Genomic DNA, 15,218 nt, shown 5'->3' on the forward strand with positions numbered 1-15,218 from the left:
AGCGAGCGAAGGCAAGACAAGGCAAAAACAGGCGAGGACGCGGAGTTTAGTGCTTCTTAAATGAGCAGTCCGAGCCTGTTTTTAACGCAGTATTGTCGAGCGCAGTAGTTTTTACTTTGGCCGGCGAGTGTGGCGGCCCACTTTTTGTAAAGGGTGTAGTTGCGATGAAACGTGTAGGTCTGATCGGTTGGCGTGGAATGGTCGGTTCCGTGCTCATGCAGCGGATGCTGGAAGAGCAGGATTTTGATCTGATCGAGCCGGTGTTTTTCACCACCTCCAACGTAGGCGGCCAAGGCCCCTCCGTCGGCAAGGACGTGGCTCCGCTCAAAGATGCTTACAGCATTGACGAGCTGAAAACCCTCGACGTGATTCTGACCTGCCAGGGCGGCGACTACACCAATGAGGTGTTTCCGAAGCTGCGCGAAGCCGGTTGGCAGGGTTACTGGATCGACGCCGCTTCCAGCCTGCGTATGCAGGATGATGCGGTCATCGTTCTGGATCCGGTTAACCGCAAGGTCATCGACCAGCAGCTCGATGCCGGTACCAAAAACTACATTGGCGGTAACTGCACGGTCAGCTTGATGCTGATGGGCCTGGGTGGTCTGTTCGAAGCCGGCTTGGTAGAGTGGATGAATGCCATGACCTATCAGGCAGCTTCTGGTGCGGGCGCGCAGAACATGCGTGAGCTGATCAAGCAGATGGGCGCGACTCACGCGGCTGTTGCTGACGACCTGGCCAATCCTGCCAGCGCGATTCTGGACATCGACCGCAAGGTCGCTGAAGCCATGCGCAGCGATGCCTACCCGACCGAAAACTTCGGTGTGCCGTTGGCCGGCAGCCTGATCCCTTGGATCGACAAGGAACTGCCGAACGGTCAGAGCCGTGAAGAGTGGAAAGGGCAGGCCGAGACCAACAAGATTCTCGGTCGCTTCAAGAGCCCGATTCCTGTCGATGGTATCTGCGTGCGGATCGGCTCGATGCGTTGCCACAGCCAGGCATTGACCATCAAGCTCAATAAGGACGTGCCAATCGCCGACATCGAAGGTTTGATCAGCCAGCACAACCCTTGGGTGAAGCTGGTGCCAAACCATCGCGAAGCGAGCATTCAGGAGCTGAGCCCGACTTCCGTGACTGGCACCATGAGCATTCCGGTGGGCCGCCTGCGCAAGCTGAACATGGGCTCGCAGTATCTGGGCGCGTTCACTGTTGGCGATCAGTTGCTGTGGGGCGCGGCCGAACCGCTGCGTCGCATGCTGCGGATCCTGCTGGAGCGTTGATCGTCCGGTTGTAGCTGACATGAAAAACCGCCTTTCGGGGCGGTTTTTTTATGGATGAAGATTTTTGGTTGGAATGCATTCCCTTGTGGGAGCTGAGCTTGCTCGCGATAAGGACACCGCGCATTGCAGTTCGAGCTCGTCCAGGCTTATCGCGAGCAAGCTCCGCTCCCACAGGATTTCGCAGGAGTCAAAAAAATCCCATAATATGGGATTCAAATTTACATATTGAGATATTTCCCGTTTCAGGTTTATAGTCCTCCTCGCACTCACTGCTCAAAAAATAATAGGTGAAGCGATGCAAGCGCATTTGATCGCGCTCGATTGGGGGACAACCTCTCTTCGTGCTTATCGACTCGGCGATCATGGCCGGGTTCTGGAACAGCGTTCTCTGAGCGCAGGCATCATGCAATTGCCGAGTACGCCGCGACTCATTGCCGGTGAACTCTGCAGCGACGGCTTCGAACTGGCGTTTGACGAGGCGTGTGGCGACTGGCTCGATGCCGAACCCACCCTGCCGGTCATTGCCTGTGGCATGGTCGGCAGCGCCCAAGGCTGGCGTGAAGCGGTCTATCGGGAAACCCCGGCCAGCGTGTCCGGCCTCAGCTCTGCCTTGCAAACCGTGCGCAGCCTGCGTGGCGTCGATGTCCACATCATCCCCGGTGTACTCCAGCGTTCGGTCCTGCCCAACGTCATGCGTGGCGAAGAAACCCAGGTGCTGGGTGTTTTGGCAGGACTTTCTGCAACCGAAGTGCTTAAACCCTTATTGATCGGTCTACCCGGCAGCCATTCCAAATGGGTTCAGGCCGCCGACGGCTGCATCCTGCATTTCGATACCTTCATGACCGGCGAAGTCTTTGCTGCGCTGAGCAACCACACGATTCTCGGCCGCACCATGCAGCGCAGCGATGTCTTCGATCAGGCGGCGTTTGATCTGGGGGTCGCGGTGGCGTTGTCGGCTGACGGCGCAGCAGGGCCGCTATCAACGATTTTCAGTTGCCGCACCTTGGGCCTGACCGGCCAACTCAGTGCTGATGCCCAACCTGATTACTTGTCCGGTCTGTTGATCGGGCATGAGCTGGCAACCCTCGCCACTCTGCAGCGTGCCCATCATTCCGAATTGCCTCCCGTCATTCTTCTGGGTGGCGAGCAGCTGTGTCTGCGTTACGGGCGAGCCTTGCACGCCTGCGGTTTTCTTCACGTGACGGTGGCAGAACAGGCCACTGAGCGCGGTCTTTGGCAAGTGGCACTCAAAGCCGGCTTGCTCGCCAACATTCCATTAGAGGTCTGACATGCTCAAGCAAGCACTGCTCGAAAACGGTTTGATCGCCATTCTGCGTGGTCTGCGTCCGGCAGAAGCGCCTGCCATTGGTGATGTGTTGTATGAGGCGGGCTTCCGGGTCATTGAAGTGCCCCTTAATTCGCCGCAGCCCTATGACAGCATTCGTCTGTTGCGCCAGAGTCTGCCTGCCGATTGCCTGATCGGTGCAGGCACCGTGATGACTCCTGAACAGGTCAACCTGGTCAAGGAGGCGGGCGGGCAGGTCATCGTCATGCCGCACAGTGATGCCAAGGTGTTGCGCGCCGCCAAAGAGGCGGGGTTGTTTCTGTCACCTGGAGTGGCGACACCGACAGAAGCCTTCGCTGCGTTGGCCGAAGGTGCTGATGTGCTGAAGCTTTTTCCGGCTGAGCAAATGAGCCCTGCCGTGGTGAAAGCCTGGCTTGCGGTGTTGCCGATAGGGACAGCACTGGTTCCGGTGGGGGGTATTACGCCGGACAACATGAAGGTCTTTCTGGAGGCAGGCGTCAAAGGTTTCGGTCTCGGCTCGGGTTTGTTCAAACCGGGCATGAGCGCAGCCGAAGTGGGCGAGCGCGCTCATGCCTATGTCGCGGCCTGGAAGCAATTGACCGAACGTTTTTGAGTCAACCAGAGCGCTTCAGGCGCCACTTCAAATAAGAGAATCGCACACATGAAAATTACCAAACTTACGACTTTTATCGTTCCGCCACGCTGGTGCTTCCTCAAGGTCGAAACCGACCAAGGCATTACGGGTTGGGGCGAACCGGTGGTTGAAGGCCGTGCTCACACGGTTGCAGCGGCTGTCGAAGAGTTGTCTGACTACCTGATCGGCAAAGACCCGCGCAATATCGAAGACATCTGGACCGTGCTCTATCGTGGCGGTTTTTATCGCGGCGGCGCGGTGCACATGAGCGCACTGGCCGGTATCGATCAGGCGTTGTGGGATATCAAGGGCAAGCATCTGGGGGTATCGGTCAGCGATTTGCTCGGCGGCCAGGTGCGCGACAAGATCCGTGTTTACTCGTGGATCGGCGGCGACCGCCCGGCTGATACCGCCCGTGCGGCCAAAGAAGCGGTGGAGCGGGGCTTCACTGCGGTGAAGATGAACGGCACCGAAGAGTTGCAGTTCCTCGATACCTTCGACAAGGTCGACCTCGCGCTGGCCAACGTTGCCGCAGTGCGTGACGCAGTCGGGCCAAACGTGGGCATCGGCGTCGATTTCCATGGCCGGGTGCACAAACCCATGGCCAAGGTACTGATGAAAGAACTGGACCCGTACAAACTGATGTTCATCGAAGAGCCAGTGCTCAGCGAGAACTACGAGGCGTTGAAAGAGCTGGCGCCCTTGACCAGTACGCCGATTGCCCTGGGCGAAAGGCTGTTCTCGCGCTGGGATTTCAAGCGCGTGTTGAGCGAAGGCTACGTCGACATTATCCAGCCTGATGCGTCCCATGCCGGTGGTATCACTGAGACTCGCAAGATCGCCAACATGGCTGAAGCCTACGACGTCGCCCTTGCGTTACATTGCCCGCTCGGTCCGATAGCCCTGGCTGCGTGCCTGCAACTGGATGCGGTCTGCTACAACGCCTTCATTCAAGAGCAGAGCCTGGGTATTCACTACAACGAGAGTAATGACCTGCTGGATTACATCAAGAATCCCGAGGTGTTCGATTACGACAAAGGCATGGTGAAAATTCCCAACGGACCCGGCCTGGGCATCGAGATCAACGAAGAGTACGTCAAGGAGCGCGCGGCTATCGGCCATCGCTGGCGCAACCCGATCTGGCGCCATGCCGATGGCAGCTTTGCGGAGTGGTGATTTCTCAGGCTGACGCCTGACCCTTGTAGGAGCTGCCGAAGGCTGCGAAAGCGATCTGCCTGAATCACCGCGATTCGCAGCCTTTGGCAGCTCCTACAGGGGGTCACCAGTTCATAGCGACCTCAATAAAGACAAAAAGAGGCACCTCACATGCAAACCCGCACTCTCGAAGGGGCGGCGTCTTTAGTCACGCCTACCCGCAAGCGTTATTTCATCATGGTCCTGTTGTTCATCACCGTCGTGATCAACTATCTGGACCGCAGCAACCTGTCCATCGCCGCGCCTGCGCTGACCAGCGAACTGGGTATCGATCCGGTGCATGTCGGATTGATTTTCTCGGCATTCGGCTGGACTTACGCGGCCATGCAATTACCTGGTGGCTGGCTCGTCGACCGTGTACCGCCACGAATCCTGTACACCGTCGCATTGGCGCTGTGGTCCATCGCGACCATCATGCTCGGCTTCGCTGCCAGCTTCATCGCGCTGTTCGTTTTGCGCATGGCAGTGGGCGCCCTGGAAGCACCGGCGTATCCCATCAACAGTCGTGTGGTCACCACCTGGTTTCCCGAGCGTGAGCGGGCCACGGCCATTGGCTTCTATACCTCAGGGCAGTTTGTCGGTCTGGCATTTCTGACACCGGTGCTGGCCTGGCTGCAAGCGCACTACGGCTGGCACATGGTGTTCGTCAGCACTGGTGCGGTGGGCGTGCTCTGGGCGGTTATCTGGTACATGGTGTATCGCGAGCCTCGTGATTTCAAAGGCGTCAACGAGGCAGAAATCGAGTTGATTCGCGAGGGCGGCGGGCTGGTGGATATCCAGGCTGACACGGCAAAGGAAAAACGTCCGTTCAGTTGGGCGGATCTGGGCATCGTGCTCACCAAACGCAAGCTTTGGGGGATCTACCTCGGTCAGTTCTGCCTGAACTCGACGCTGTGGTTCTTCCTGACCTGGTTCCCGACCTATCTCGTGAAATATCGCGGCATGGATTTCATCAAGTCTGGCCTGTTGGCGTCGCTGCCATTTCTCGCGGCATTCATCGGTGTGCTGTGTTCGGGATTTTTCTCTGACTGGCTGATCCGTCGCGGTCATACCGTAGGTTTTGCGCGCAAATTGCCGATCATTGCCGGTCTACTGATTTCCACCTCGATCATTGGCGCCAACTTCGTTGATTCGACGCCGTTGGTCATCGCATTTCTGGCGCTGGCGTTCTTCGGCAATGGTCTGGCGTCCATCACCTGGTCGCTGGTATCGACCCTGGCCCCGGCGCGTCTGCTGGGCCTGACGGGCGGGACCTTCAACTTCATCGGCAACCTGTCGGCCATTGCCACGCCTATCGTGATTGGCTTCTTGGTGTCCGGCGATTCCTTTGCGCCTGCTATTACCTACATCTCAGTGCTGGCGCTGCTGGGCGCGCTGTCCTACATCCTGCTGGTGGGCAAGGTCGAGCGTATCGAGCTTTAACCGCGGATATCGGAAGTAGCATGGAGATGAGCTGGCGGCGATAATGCCGCCAGTTTTTTGAGGGGATAAGCCTGATATGTCGCAAGCGCTCGACGACACAGCAAGCAGCACTTCCAAAGATTCGGCGCCGACGGGTACGCAGACCCTGTTGCGCGGGCTGGGCGTGGTTCAGGCCGTCGCCGACGGTGCACGGGACCTCAAGGAAATTGCCCGGCGCATTGGCACCACGCGCAGCACTACGCACCGGTTGGTCAGTTGCCTGGTGGAGGAGCGTTATCTGCGGGTATTGCCTCAGGTCGGCTACCTGCTGGGGCCCAAGTTGATCGAGCTGGGTTTTCAGGCGCGGGAAGAGGTGCCATTGGCGATATTGGCCCGGCCTTATCTGGATGAGCTTTCACAGTTGACCGGCGACACTGTCCACCTCGCGATTCGTGACGGCGACGAGGTGCTTTATCTGCACAAGAATCCTGGGCGTAACGGTCCGGAAATGCGTTCACGAGTTGGCCATCGTATGCCGCTGGCGCGTACCGGGATCGGCAAGGCGCTGCTGCTGGACAGCGTGGAAAGCGAGTGGCTGCGGCTGTACCAGGTCAGTTTGCCAGACGTCGCGCGCAACCCGTTGTGGCCCGCTCACGAGGAGCAGTCCTGGGAGCAGGTGCGTCAGCGTATGCATGAGTACGTGGAAGGCGGTTACGCGTTTGATCTTGAGGATAACGAACCGTCGATCCGCTGCGTGGCGGCGCCGATTCGTGATGCGGGCAAGCACATTGTTGCCGGTATCAGCATCGCCAGTACCGTGCCTTACATGCCGCTGGAGAAAATGGCCGAGCTGGTGCCGTTGATCAAGGAGACCGCGGCCAGGTTGTCGGCGGAGTTGGGCGGATGAGCCGGGCCCCTGTAGGAGCTGCCGAAGGCTGCGAATGACGGTGCGTCAGACATAGCGTCTTCGCAGCCTTCGGCAGCTCCTACAGGAAGAGCGATCAATCGATCAGGCTTTCAACGTCGCCATATCAATCACAAAGCGATACTTCACATCGCCTTTTACGACACGCTCGAACGCTTCGTTGATGTTGCGGATGTCGAGCATTTCGATGTCGCAGGTGATGTCGTGTTCGGCACAGAAATCCAGCACTTCCTGGGTTTCGGCCATGCCACCAATCATCGAGCCAGCCAGTACCTTGCGGGACATGACCAGGTTCACTGCGTTCACCGGCGGATCTACAGGCTCGATCAGCCCGACCAGAATGTGCACGCCATCGAAGCGTAGTGTCTGCAGGTAGGGATTGAGATCGTGCTGCACCGGGATGGTGTCCAGCAGGAAGTTGAATGTCCCTGCAACCGCTTGCATCTGGGCTTCGTCGGTTGAGATAACCACGTGATCAGCACCCTGGCGACGACCTTCTTCTGCCTTGCTGGCGGAGCGAGTAAACAGGGTGACTTCAGCGCCCATCGCCTTGGCGAATTTGATGCCCATGTGGCCCAGACCACCCATGCCCAATACGCCAACCTTGTCACCAGCTTTCACACCGTAGTGCTTGAGCGGCGAGTAGGTGGTAATACCTGCGCACAGAATCGGTGCTGCACTGGCGAGGTTCAGTTTTTCAGGGATGCTCACCACGAAACGCTCGCTGACCACGATGCTGTCGGAGTAGCCGCCCATGGTCAGGCTGCCGTCAATGCGGTCCTGCCCGGCATAGGTTGGGGTCATGCCGTTCTGGCAGTAGTTTTCCAGATCCGCTTTACAGGCGTCGCAGGTACGGCAGGAGTCAACCATGCAGCCAACACCCACGAGATCGCCGACTTTGTACTTGCTGACATCTGCACCGACTGCCGTCACCTTGCCGACAATCTCGTGGCCGGGCATCAGTGGGTAAGCAGCGAAGCCCCACTCGTCGCGGGCCTGGTGGATGTCGGAGTGGCAGACGCCGCAGAACATGATTTCGATGGCCACATCATCCGGGCGCGGGCTGCGGCGTTCGAAGGACATGGGGGCGAGGGGCGCGGTCGATGATTGAGCGGCATAACCGATAGCTGTGTACATGGTGAACCTCGCAAGGCAATGAATAATTGAGGCTGACCAGTTTGCGGGAAGGCAGGGTTCAGGGCCATGACCATTCCTCCGCGACTCATGCCTGATCCTCCGGAGGTTTTGGGTTTGATGTTGCTACATGTGGCATTTCTGCGATCATGCAGCTGTCTAATCCTCCGCCCGGTGCCCCATGTCGTTGCCTCATCAAACCGATGCCAATGCCACCCTTGTTTCTCTTATCAAGCCACTGGCGACGCGTCCAGGTTTCGTGCCGACGTTGCTGCCCGAAGTCAACGTAGTGTCGCTCTCTACCTATGTTGCAAGCAGCCCGCAGATCTACGAGCCGAGCCTTATGATCATCGCCCAGGGCGGCAAGCTGGCGAGCCTGGGTACACGAACCTTCGATTATGGTGCCGGGCATTATCTGGTTCAGGCGCTTTCGGTGCCGTTCATGTGCGAAACCTTTGCCACGCCTGAGGCGCCATTGTTTGGCGTTTCTGTGGCGATTGACCGGGTGATGCTGGGTGAGCTGGTGCAGGCCATGGGGCCAATGCCGGATCAGATTGTGGAAGCGCAGACTCCGGAGTCCATGACGTCGGTGTTGCTGGATGCGCCGATGCGGGAAAGTGTCGAGCGATTGTTGCGCTGCCTGCACGATCCGCTGGATTGTCAGGTACTGGGTCCGTCGCGGTTGCGCGAGGTGCTGTATGCCGCGTTGCGCGGTCCTCAAGCCGGGGTGTTACGTGCGCTGGTCGCCCAGCAGAGCCATTTCTCGCGTGTTGCAGCATCGCTGGCGTATCTGCATAGCCATTACGCCGAGCCGTTGAATGTGGAAACCCTGGCACGGCAGGCCAACATGAGTGCCTCAACCTTCCATGAGCATTTCAAGCGCAGCACCTTGCTGTCGCCGGTGCAGTATCTGAAACGTCTGCGTCTGCTCAAGGCCCAGCAAATGCTGATTGCCGAAGGGATGGGAGTGGCGCAGGTTGCGCATTGCGTCGGGTATCAAAGCACGTCGCAGTTCAGTCGTGAGTACAAACGCTACTTTGACCGGAACCCGGGCGAAGAGGGGCTGCAGCTGCGAATTCCGGCTTGATTTGCGATACAAAAAAGCCCCGTAAGGGGGCTTTTCTCTTTTAGCTTGCAGCTAAAAACCTGCAGCTGCTCTGTTACATATTAGGATACGTCGGGCCGCCGCTGCCTTCCGGTGTCACCCACGTGATGTTCTGCGAAGGGTCCTTGATGTCACAGGTCTTGCAGTGCACGCAGTTCTGGGCATTGATCTGGAAGCGCTTCTCGCCGTCTTCCTGTGTCACCACTTCATAGACGCCAGCCGGGCAGTAACGTTGAGCGGGCTCGTCATACAGCGGCAGGTTTTTGCCAATCGGGATGCTTGGGTCGGTCAGCTTCAGGTGGCACGGCTGTTCTTCTTCGTGGTTGGTACCGGAGATGAATACCGAGCTGAGCTTGTCAAAGCTGAGTTTGCCGTCGGGTTTCGGGTAGTCGATCTTCGCCGAGTCTGCTGCAAGCTTCATGCAGGCATAATCCGGCTTGGTGTCGTGCAGCGTGAACGGCAGCTTGCCACCGAAGATGTTCTGATCAACGAAGTTGAACGCGCCGCCCATGATTGAGCCGTACTTATGCAGGGCCGGGCCGAAGTTGCGACTGGCGAACAGCTCTTCGTGCAGCCAGCTGTTTTTGAAGGCTGAGACATAAGTGTTCAGCTCATCACCGCCTTCCTTGCCCGCCAACAAGGCTTCTGCTACCGATTCAGCGGCCAGCATGCCGGACTTCATGGCTGTGTGGCTGCCTTTGATCTTGGCAAAGTTCAGTGTGCCCAGATCGCAACCGATCAGTGCGCCGCCCGGGAAGACCATCTTCGGCAGCGAATTGAGACCGCCTTTGCAGATGGCTCGTGCGCCGTAGCTGATGCGCTTGCCACCTTCGAGATACTGCGAAACTACCGGGTGGTGCTTGTAGCGCTGGAATTCGTCGAACGGAGACAGGTAAGGGTTGCTGTACGACAGGTCGACGATCAGGCCCACGACCACCTGATTGTTTTCCAGGTGATAAAGGAAAGAACCGCCCATGTTTTCGTCGTCCAGCGGCCAGCCAGCGGTATGCACCACCAGACCTTGTTCATGTTTGGCCGGGTCGACTTCCCAGATTTCTTTCAGGCCGATGCCGTAGTGCTGGGCGTCAGCGTCGGTATCAAGGTTGAAGCGTTTGATCAGTTGCTTGCCGATGTGACCACGGCAGCCTTCGGCGAACAGCGTGTACTTGCCGCGCAATTCCATGCCAGGGGTGTACAGGCCGTCTTTTGGCTGACCTTCGCGGTCGACACCCAGATCACCGGTGATGATGCCGCGTACTACGCCGCTTTCATCGATCAGCGCTTCCTGGGCAGCAAAGCCCGGGTAGATTTCAACGCCCAGGTTCTCGGCCTGCTGGGCCAGCCAGCGGCACAGATTGCCCAGAGAGATAATATAGTTGCCCTCGTTGTGCATGGTCTTGGGCACAAAGAGGTCCGGGACTTTCACTGATTTTTCGGCACTGCGCAGGACGTAGATGTCGTCACGCTTGACTGGAGTGTTCAGCGGCGCGCCGAGGTCTTTCCAGTCCGGGAACAATTCGTTTAGCGCGCGGGGTTCGAACACTGCGCCAGAGAGGATGTGTGCGCCAACTTCTGAGCCTTTTTCCACCACGCAGACGCTGATTTCCTGACCGGCTTCAGCAGCCTTTTGTTTTAGACGGCACGCGGCAGAAAGCCCGGCGGGGCCGGCACCGACGATGACGACGTCGAATTCCATAAATTCGCGTTCCACAGGCTATCTCCTACTCAAGGCTCACAGTATTTTTTATATGCAGCGGTGCGGGGCATCAGTAACCCACATCTTTTAATGCTGCGCAGTATATCTACACCACCCGGCAGGGCCAATACAAACGTTTGTTTGAAATGGCCGCAGGCCAGATAAAACGTAGACGCGCGGCTCATGACTGGCGGTTTTGTCGTATTGACCGCATAACGGCTTGCGGTCAAGATACGGACGGTTTTGCGCTCGCCGTAGGCTGAACATCGCCTGAACTGCACCTCTGAGGCGTCACGAGCGCGTTGCAGACAATCCAGGTCACGATTATTGCGGGTGCAAAGTTTACACGCCTGCATTACCCAGATGTGCGGCATCTGGCGTTTATCCCTGTTTAGGTGGCTTGTTTATTAAGGTCACCGTTCGTTCTGTACGAATACGGCTGTTTCCAGAGGTTGCTTCACGGGTACATATGCATCGCCGGGTGCTGCACCGGGCGACTTTCTTTTCACCGGAGAGAAACGAGGAATCCATGAAGGTTCTAGTAGCTGTCAAACGAGTGGTCGACTATAACGTCAAGGTTCGCGTCAAAGCGGACAACTCCGGCGTCGATCTCGCTAACGTCAAGATGTCGATGAATCCCTTCTGCGAAATCGCTGTGGAAGAAGCCGTACGCCTTAAAGAGAAAGGCGTTGCGACTGAAATCGTCGTTGTTTCCATTGGTCCGACCAACGCTCAGGAGCAATTGCGTACCGCGCTGGCTCTGGGTGCCGACCGTGCCATCCTCGTTGAGTGCGCCGATGAGCTGAATTCTCTGGCCGTTGCCAAGCTGCTCAACGCGGTCGTTGCCAAGGAGCAGCCACAGTTGGTCATCCTCGGCAAGCAGGCGATCGACAGCGACAACAATCAGACTGGTCAGATGCTGGCCGCTTTGAGCGGTTTTGCTCAGGGCACTTTCGCGTCGAAAGTTGAAGTCAGCGGCGACAAGGTTGCCGTGACCCGCGAAATCGACGGTGGCCTGCAGACCGTTTCGTTGAGCCTTCCAGCCGTGGTGACCACTGACCTGCGTCTGAATGAGCCACGCTACGCGTCGCTGCCAAACATCATGAAAGCCAAGAAGAAGCCACTTGAAGTGCTGACCCCGGATGCTCTGGGTGTTTCCACTGCATCGACCACCAAGACCATCAAAGTCGAAGCGCCTGCTGCACGTAGCGCAGGTATCAAGGTCAAGTCGGTGGCTGAACTGGTCGAGAAACTGAAAAACGAAGCGAAGGTGATCTGACCATGACTATCCTGGTAATCGCTGAACACGACAACGCGACACTGGCTCCAGCCACGCTTAATACTGTGGCGGCTGCTGTCAAAATTGGCGGCGACATTCACGTACTCGTTGCCGGTGCTGGCGCTTCGGGTGTTGCCGACGCCGCTGGCAAGGTATCGGGCGTATCCAAGGTCCTGGTCGCTGATAACGCCGCCTACGCCCATCAGTTGCCGGAAAACATCGCTCCGCTGGTCGTTGAGCTGGCCGGTAGCTACAGCCACATTCTGGCCGCTGCTACTTCCAATGGTAAAAACATCCTGCCGCGCGTTGCTGCCTTGCTGGACGTCGACCAGATCTCCGAGATCATTTCGGTTGAGTCGGCGGACACCTTCAAGCGTCCAATCTACGCCGGTAACGCCATCGCTACCGTGCAGTCTTCGGCTTCGATCAAAGTGATCACCGTACGCGCTACCGGTTTCGATCCTGTTGCTGCTGAAGGCGGCTCGGCTGCGGTTGAAGCGGTTTCTGCAGCTCACGACGCGGGTAAATCGAGCTTTGTCGGCGAAGAGCTGGCCCAGTCTGATCGTCCGGAACTGACCGCTGCCAAGATCGTCGTTTCTGGCGGTCGTGGCATGCAGAATGGCGACAACTTCAAGCACTTGTACACGCTGGCTGACAAGCTGGGCGCCGCTGTTGGTGCTTCCCGTGCTGCAGTGGACGCAGGCTTTGTGCCGAACGATATGCAGGTCGGTCAGACCGGCAAGATCGTAGCGCCTCAGCTTTACATCGCGGTGGGTATCTCCGGCGCGATCCAGCATCTGGCGGGCATGAAAGACTCGAAAGTCATCGTGGCGATCAACAAGGACGAAGAGGCGCCTATTTTCCAGGTCGCTGATTACGGCCTCGTAGCTGACTTGTTCGAAGCCATTCCTGAGCTGGAGAAGCTGGTCTAATCCAGATGCTTCGCTTATAAGTGCTTCTATAAAGCCCCGTTCGTTTCGGCCGGTGAGCATCGCAGTCAGTGCGAGTTCATAGGGCCGGGCGAACGGGTTTTTTATTGGCTGTTTTAAAGCCTTGAAAAAGTCCTGAAGCAAAAAAGGTTTTCCCATGGTTCAGTCAAACAGGCTGCTTGCTGCGCTTGTCATCGGTTTGCTTGCAGGGCCCGGCGTCGCAATGGCGGCGGGTAAGTGTGAACGCCTGATCGTGACCGGCAGCCCGGATGCGCCGCCTTACCTGTGGCGTGATCCTCAAGACCCCAAACACTTGATGGGCGCCAGTGCTGATCTGTTCAAGCAGGCGGCGCATGAGCTTGGGATCAAGGTCGAAGTGCTGTACGCCGGGAAACGCAGTCAGGCGCTTGAAGAAGTGCGTAGCGGACGCATGGACATGTTGGTGGACGCGCCACTGAGTCAGGCCGAACTGGAAGCGCTGGACTACATCCATCCGCCGCTGATCCAGAATGAGATCATGGTCTGGACGCGTCATGATCAAACGCTGCCACTGGATACGCTGGCTGATCTGCATGGGCACACAGGTGCGGCATCCGAACGAATCCGGATGACCCAGGCGTTCGATGCAGCCGTCAAGGCGCAACTGACCCTTGAGCGCCTCCCTAATCTGACTGAAGCCTTTCAAAAATTGATGCTGGGGCAGGTGGACTACGTTCTCGCCAGTCGCTATCCGGGGATGGCGATGGTGCAGACGTTGGGCCTGACCAAGGATCTGGTGGCGCATCCACAACCGGTTGACCAGCCGGGTCTGTATCTCGCCTTGTCATTCAACTCGGCCTGCAACGATCCCTGGCTTCGCGGACAACTGGCGAAAAAGATGACAGAATCGGCCGCCTCAGGCCTGTCGGGCGAAGCAATCAAACGCAATCTGGAAACCTGGAAGGCTCAACTACTGCAGCCGGCCAGCGCCCCAAACAAGTAGGAATGTTTTTTTGTGATTTCTTTTTTGACCTGTCTAGCGACTTCTTTTGTAAAAAGACGCCCCTTATTGGCCGCCATGGCACTCGTTACCCTGGCTGGCTGCGCCAATGATCCAGCCCCCATCGAGCAGATGAAACTGACCGAAAAGGCCGTGGCCCAGGCCAAGGCCGTCGGTGCTGTCGACGATGAGCCAGAGATGCAAATGGCGGAATCGAAACTGGCTCAGGCTAGATCCGACATGACCAACGAGTCGTACAAGGCTGCACGCATGCAGGCCGAGCAGGCTGAGCTGGATGCGCGTCTGGCGGAAGCACGGGTTCTGACTGAAAAGAGCGAGGCGCAGGTCACCCAACTTAATACCCGCCTCAATCGTCTGCGCAAGCAGTTGGGGGAGGGCCAATGAACCTTGTTCCCCGTGCATTGAGCGTTTGCCTGCTGCTGGGCTCGGCCGGACTCTACGGCTGCGCAGGTCATCAGGGCAGCGAACAGGCTTTGCAACAGGCCAATGCTGACTTTCAGAAGGTCAAGGAAGACAGCGATGTTCTGCGCAGTGCCCCGAAGGACGTAGTGCGGGCGGGTGAATTGCTGGGCAAGGCAGAGCGCCTGTCGAGTTATCTGGGCAGCGGCAGTGATGTGGCCCATTACGCTTATCTCAGCAGCCGATACAGTGAAATCGCCCGGGAGCACGCCAATTTGCTGCTCAACACCGAGCGTCTGGAAAAGCAGGAGATGGAGCGCCAGCGTCTTCAATTGGCGCTGCGTGAAGCCAAGCTGGCCAGTGCCCAGCAACACGGTCAGTGGCTGGAAGACCAGATTGTCAGCCTTGCTACCACACAGACCGAGCGTGGTCTGGTCATGACATTGGGCGACGTATTGTTCGATACCGGTCATGCTGAACTCAAAAGCTCGGCTAACCGGACGGTGCTCAAGGTCGTGCAATTTTTGCAGCTCAACCCCAAGCGCGTGGTTCGGATTGAAGGCTACACCGACAACGTCGGCGACAAGCAGGAAAACCTGCGTTTGTCTCAGGAGCGTGCGCAGGCAGTGGCCGACGTGCTAACGGATCTGGGCATTGATGAGAAACGCATCCATGTTCAGGGCTACGGTGATGAATATCCTGTGGAAGCCAACGCGTCTGAACGTGGGCGCGCGAAAAACCGCCGGGTCGAGATCGTTTTTTCTGATTCGAAAGGGCTGCTCGGCCCTAATCGCTGAGAAAATTTGAAAAAAATCGACGCCTGTTTTCGGGTGTCGATTTTTTTTGGCCTGAAAACCTGATGATTTGGCGTTTTTGCCTGATAAGTTTTTTAATCAGCGCGCACCGGGGCTAGCCCTG

15 protein-coding genes are annotated in these 15,218 nt (G+C 57.6%); 12 read left to right on the forward strand and 3 right to left on the reverse strand.

The window, feature by feature from the left end:
* Nucleotides 1–164 precede the first annotated feature (164 nt).
* The 6 genes from asd to RX972_RS08250 all read left to right on the forward strand — a co-directional run bounded on the left by asd (nucleotide 165) and on the right by RX972_RS08250 (nucleotide 6,740).
* On the forward strand, nucleotides 165–1,277 hold the full coding sequence (asd, locus tag RX972_RS08225) for an aspartate-semialdehyde dehydrogenase (protein WP_027900872.1): 1,113 nt from the start codon (nucleotides 165–167) through the stop codon (nucleotides 1,275–1,277).
* Nucleotides 1,278–1,572: 295 nt separating this feature from the next.
* Nucleotides 1,573–2,565 (forward strand): 2-dehydro-3-deoxygalactonokinase, encoded by a 993-nt coding sequence (locus RX972_RS08230; RefSeq protein ID WP_316873958.1) that lies wholly within the window; start codon nucleotides 1,573–1,575, stop codon nucleotides 2,563–2,565.
* 1 nt (nucleotide 2,566) lies between these two features.
* Nucleotides 2,567–3,196 carry a 2-dehydro-3-deoxy-6-phosphogalactonate aldolase gene (locus RX972_RS08235; protein WP_231677253.1) on the forward strand — a complete coding sequence of 210 codons (630 nt, stop codon included), beginning with the start codon at nucleotides 2,567–2,569 and terminating at the stop codon, nucleotides 3,194–3,196.
* Between the two features lie 48 nt (nucleotides 3,197–3,244).
* Nucleotides 3,245–4,393, forward strand: coding sequence for a galactonate dehydratase (dgoD, locus tag RX972_RS08240; protein WP_027900875.1), 1,149 nt, complete (start codon nucleotides 3,245–3,247; stop codon nucleotides 4,391–4,393).
* Nucleotides 4,394–4,543: 150 nt separating this feature from the next.
* A complete protein-coding gene (locus tag RX972_RS08245; RefSeq protein ID WP_099270800.1) occupies nucleotides 4,544–5,854 on the forward strand; it encodes an MFS transporter in 1,311 nt (436 codons plus the stop codon).
* A gap of 76 nt (nucleotides 5,855–5,930) precedes the next feature.
* The gene (locus tag RX972_RS08250) at nucleotides 5,931–6,740 is read left to right on the forward strand and encodes an IclR family transcriptional regulator (RefSeq protein ID WP_316873963.1); all 810 of its coding nucleotides are present in this window, start codon (nucleotides 5,931–5,933) and stop codon (nucleotides 6,738–6,740) included.
* Nucleotides 6,741–6,842: 102 nt separating this feature from the next.
* On the opposite strand, the gene RX972_RS08255 is transcribed toward RX972_RS08250, so the two are convergent.
* Nucleotides 6,843–7,895, reverse strand: coding sequence for an NAD(P)-dependent alcohol dehydrogenase (locus tag RX972_RS08255; protein WP_095097008.1), 1,053 nt, complete (start codon nucleotides 7,893–7,895; stop codon nucleotides 6,843–6,845).
* A 178-nt stretch (nucleotides 7,896–8,073) separates the two neighbouring features.
* On the opposite strand from RX972_RS08255, the gene RX972_RS08260 reads away from it, so the two are divergent.
* Entirely contained in the window at nucleotides 8,074–8,979 is a 906-nt protein-coding gene (locus RX972_RS08260) for an AraC family transcriptional regulator (RefSeq protein ID WP_027900879.1), read from the forward strand.
* Nucleotides 8,980–9,052: 73 nt separating this feature from the next.
* On the opposite strand, the gene RX972_RS08265 is transcribed toward RX972_RS08260, so the two are convergent.
* Both RX972_RS08265 and RX972_RS08270 read right to left on the reverse strand, forming a co-directional pair.
* Nucleotides 9,053–10,708 (reverse strand): electron transfer flavoprotein-ubiquinone oxidoreductase, encoded by a 1,656-nt coding sequence (locus RX972_RS08265; protein ID WP_316873964.1) that lies wholly within the window; start codon nucleotides 10,706–10,708, stop codon nucleotides 9,053–9,055.
* Nucleotides 10,709–10,722: 14 nt separating this feature from the next.
* Entirely contained in the window at nucleotides 10,723–11,067 is a 345-nt protein-coding gene (locus RX972_RS08270) for a hypothetical protein (protein WP_316873966.1), read from the reverse strand.
* A 155-nt stretch (nucleotides 11,068–11,222) separates the two neighbouring features.
* On the opposite strand from RX972_RS08270, the gene RX972_RS08275 reads away from it, so the two are divergent.
* The 5 genes from RX972_RS08275 to RX972_RS08295 all read left to right on the forward strand — a co-directional run bounded on the left by RX972_RS08275 (nucleotide 11,223) and on the right by RX972_RS08295 (nucleotide 15,097).
* Complete coding sequence (locus RX972_RS08275) at nucleotides 11,223–11,972, forward strand: electron transfer flavoprotein subunit beta/FixA family protein (protein WP_027900882.1); 750 nt, start codon at nucleotides 11,223–11,225, stop codon at nucleotides 11,970–11,972.
* A gap of 2 nt (nucleotides 11,973–11,974) precedes the next feature.
* A complete protein-coding gene (locus tag RX972_RS08280; RefSeq protein WP_027900883.1) occupies nucleotides 11,975–12,904 on the forward strand; it encodes an electron transfer flavoprotein subunit alpha/FixB family protein in 930 nt (309 codons plus the stop codon).
* A 154-nt stretch (nucleotides 12,905–13,058) separates the two neighbouring features.
* A complete protein-coding gene (locus tag RX972_RS08285; protein WP_231671567.1) occupies nucleotides 13,059–13,883 on the forward strand; it encodes a substrate-binding periplasmic protein in 825 nt (274 codons plus the stop codon).
* A 75-nt stretch (nucleotides 13,884–13,958) separates the two neighbouring features.
* Nucleotides 13,959–14,285: a DUF4398 domain-containing protein gene (locus RX972_RS08290; RefSeq protein ID WP_049827005.1), complete on the forward strand. Its 327-nt coding sequence runs from the start codon at nucleotides 13,959–13,961 to the stop codon at nucleotides 14,283–14,285.
* Nucleotides 14,282–15,097, forward strand: a complete 816-nt coding sequence (locus RX972_RS08295; RefSeq protein ID WP_122708789.1) for an OmpA family protein — start codon at nucleotides 14,282–14,284, stop codon at nucleotides 15,095–15,097. The genes RX972_RS08290 and RX972_RS08295 overlap by 4 nt, the downstream gene beginning before the upstream one ends.
* The last annotated feature ends 121 nt before the right edge of the window (nucleotides 15,098–15,218 follow it).

The organism is Pseudomonas syringae group sp. J309-1, from assembly GCF_032582135.1.
Taxonomy (GTDB): domain Bacteria; phylum Pseudomonadota; class Gammaproteobacteria; order Pseudomonadales; family Pseudomonadaceae; genus Aquipseudomonas; species Aquipseudomonas quasicaspiana.

Bases quoted from the DNA above. Each gene is read 5' to 3' on its own strand.
- asd (WP_027900872.1), top strand. From the start codon at position 165: ATGAAACGTGTAGGTCTGATCGGTTGGCGTGGAATGGTCGGTTCCGTG.
- RX972_RS08230 (WP_316873958.1), top strand. From the start codon at position 1,573: ATGCAAGCGCATTTGATCGCGCTCGATTGGGGGACAACCTCTCTTCGT.
- RX972_RS08235 (WP_231677253.1), top strand. From the start codon at position 2,567: ATGCTCAAGCAAGCACTGCTCGAAAACGGTTTGATCGCCATTCTGCGT.
- dgoD (WP_027900875.1), top strand. From the start codon at position 3,245: ATGAAAATTACCAAACTTACGACTTTTATCGTTCCGCCACGCTGGTGC.
- RX972_RS08245 (WP_099270800.1), top strand. From the start codon at position 4,544: ATGCAAACCCGCACTCTCGAAGGGGCGGCGTCTTTAGTCACGCCTACC.
- RX972_RS08250 (WP_316873963.1), top strand. From the start codon at position 5,931: ATGTCGCAAGCGCTCGACGACACAGCAAGCAGCACTTCCAAAGATTCG.
- RX972_RS08255 (WP_095097008.1), bottom strand. From the start codon at position 7,895: ATGTACACAGCTATCGGTTATGCCGCTCAATCATCGACCGCGCCCCTC.
- RX972_RS08260 (WP_027900879.1), top strand. From the start codon at position 8,074: ATGTCGTTGCCTCATCAAACCGATGCCAATGCCACCCTTGTTTCTCTT.
- RX972_RS08270 (WP_316873966.1), bottom strand. From the start codon at position 11,067: ATGCCGCACATCTGGGTAATGCAGGCGTGTAAACTTTGCACCCGCAAT.
- RX972_RS08275 (WP_027900882.1), top strand. From the start codon at position 11,223: ATGAAGGTTCTAGTAGCTGTCAAACGAGTGGTCGACTATAACGTCAAG.
- RX972_RS08280 (WP_027900883.1), top strand. From the start codon at position 11,975: ATGACTATCCTGGTAATCGCTGAACACGACAACGCGACACTGGCTCCA.
- RX972_RS08285 (WP_231671567.1), top strand. From the start codon at position 13,059: ATGGTTCAGTCAAACAGGCTGCTTGCTGCGCTTGTCATCGGTTTGCTT.
- RX972_RS08290 (WP_049827005.1), top strand. From the start codon at position 13,959: ATGGCACTCGTTACCCTGGCTGGCTGCGCCAATGATCCAGCCCCCATC.
- RX972_RS08295 (WP_122708789.1), top strand. From the start codon at position 14,282: ATGAACCTTGTTCCCCGTGCATTGAGCGTTTGCCTGCTGCTGGGCTCG.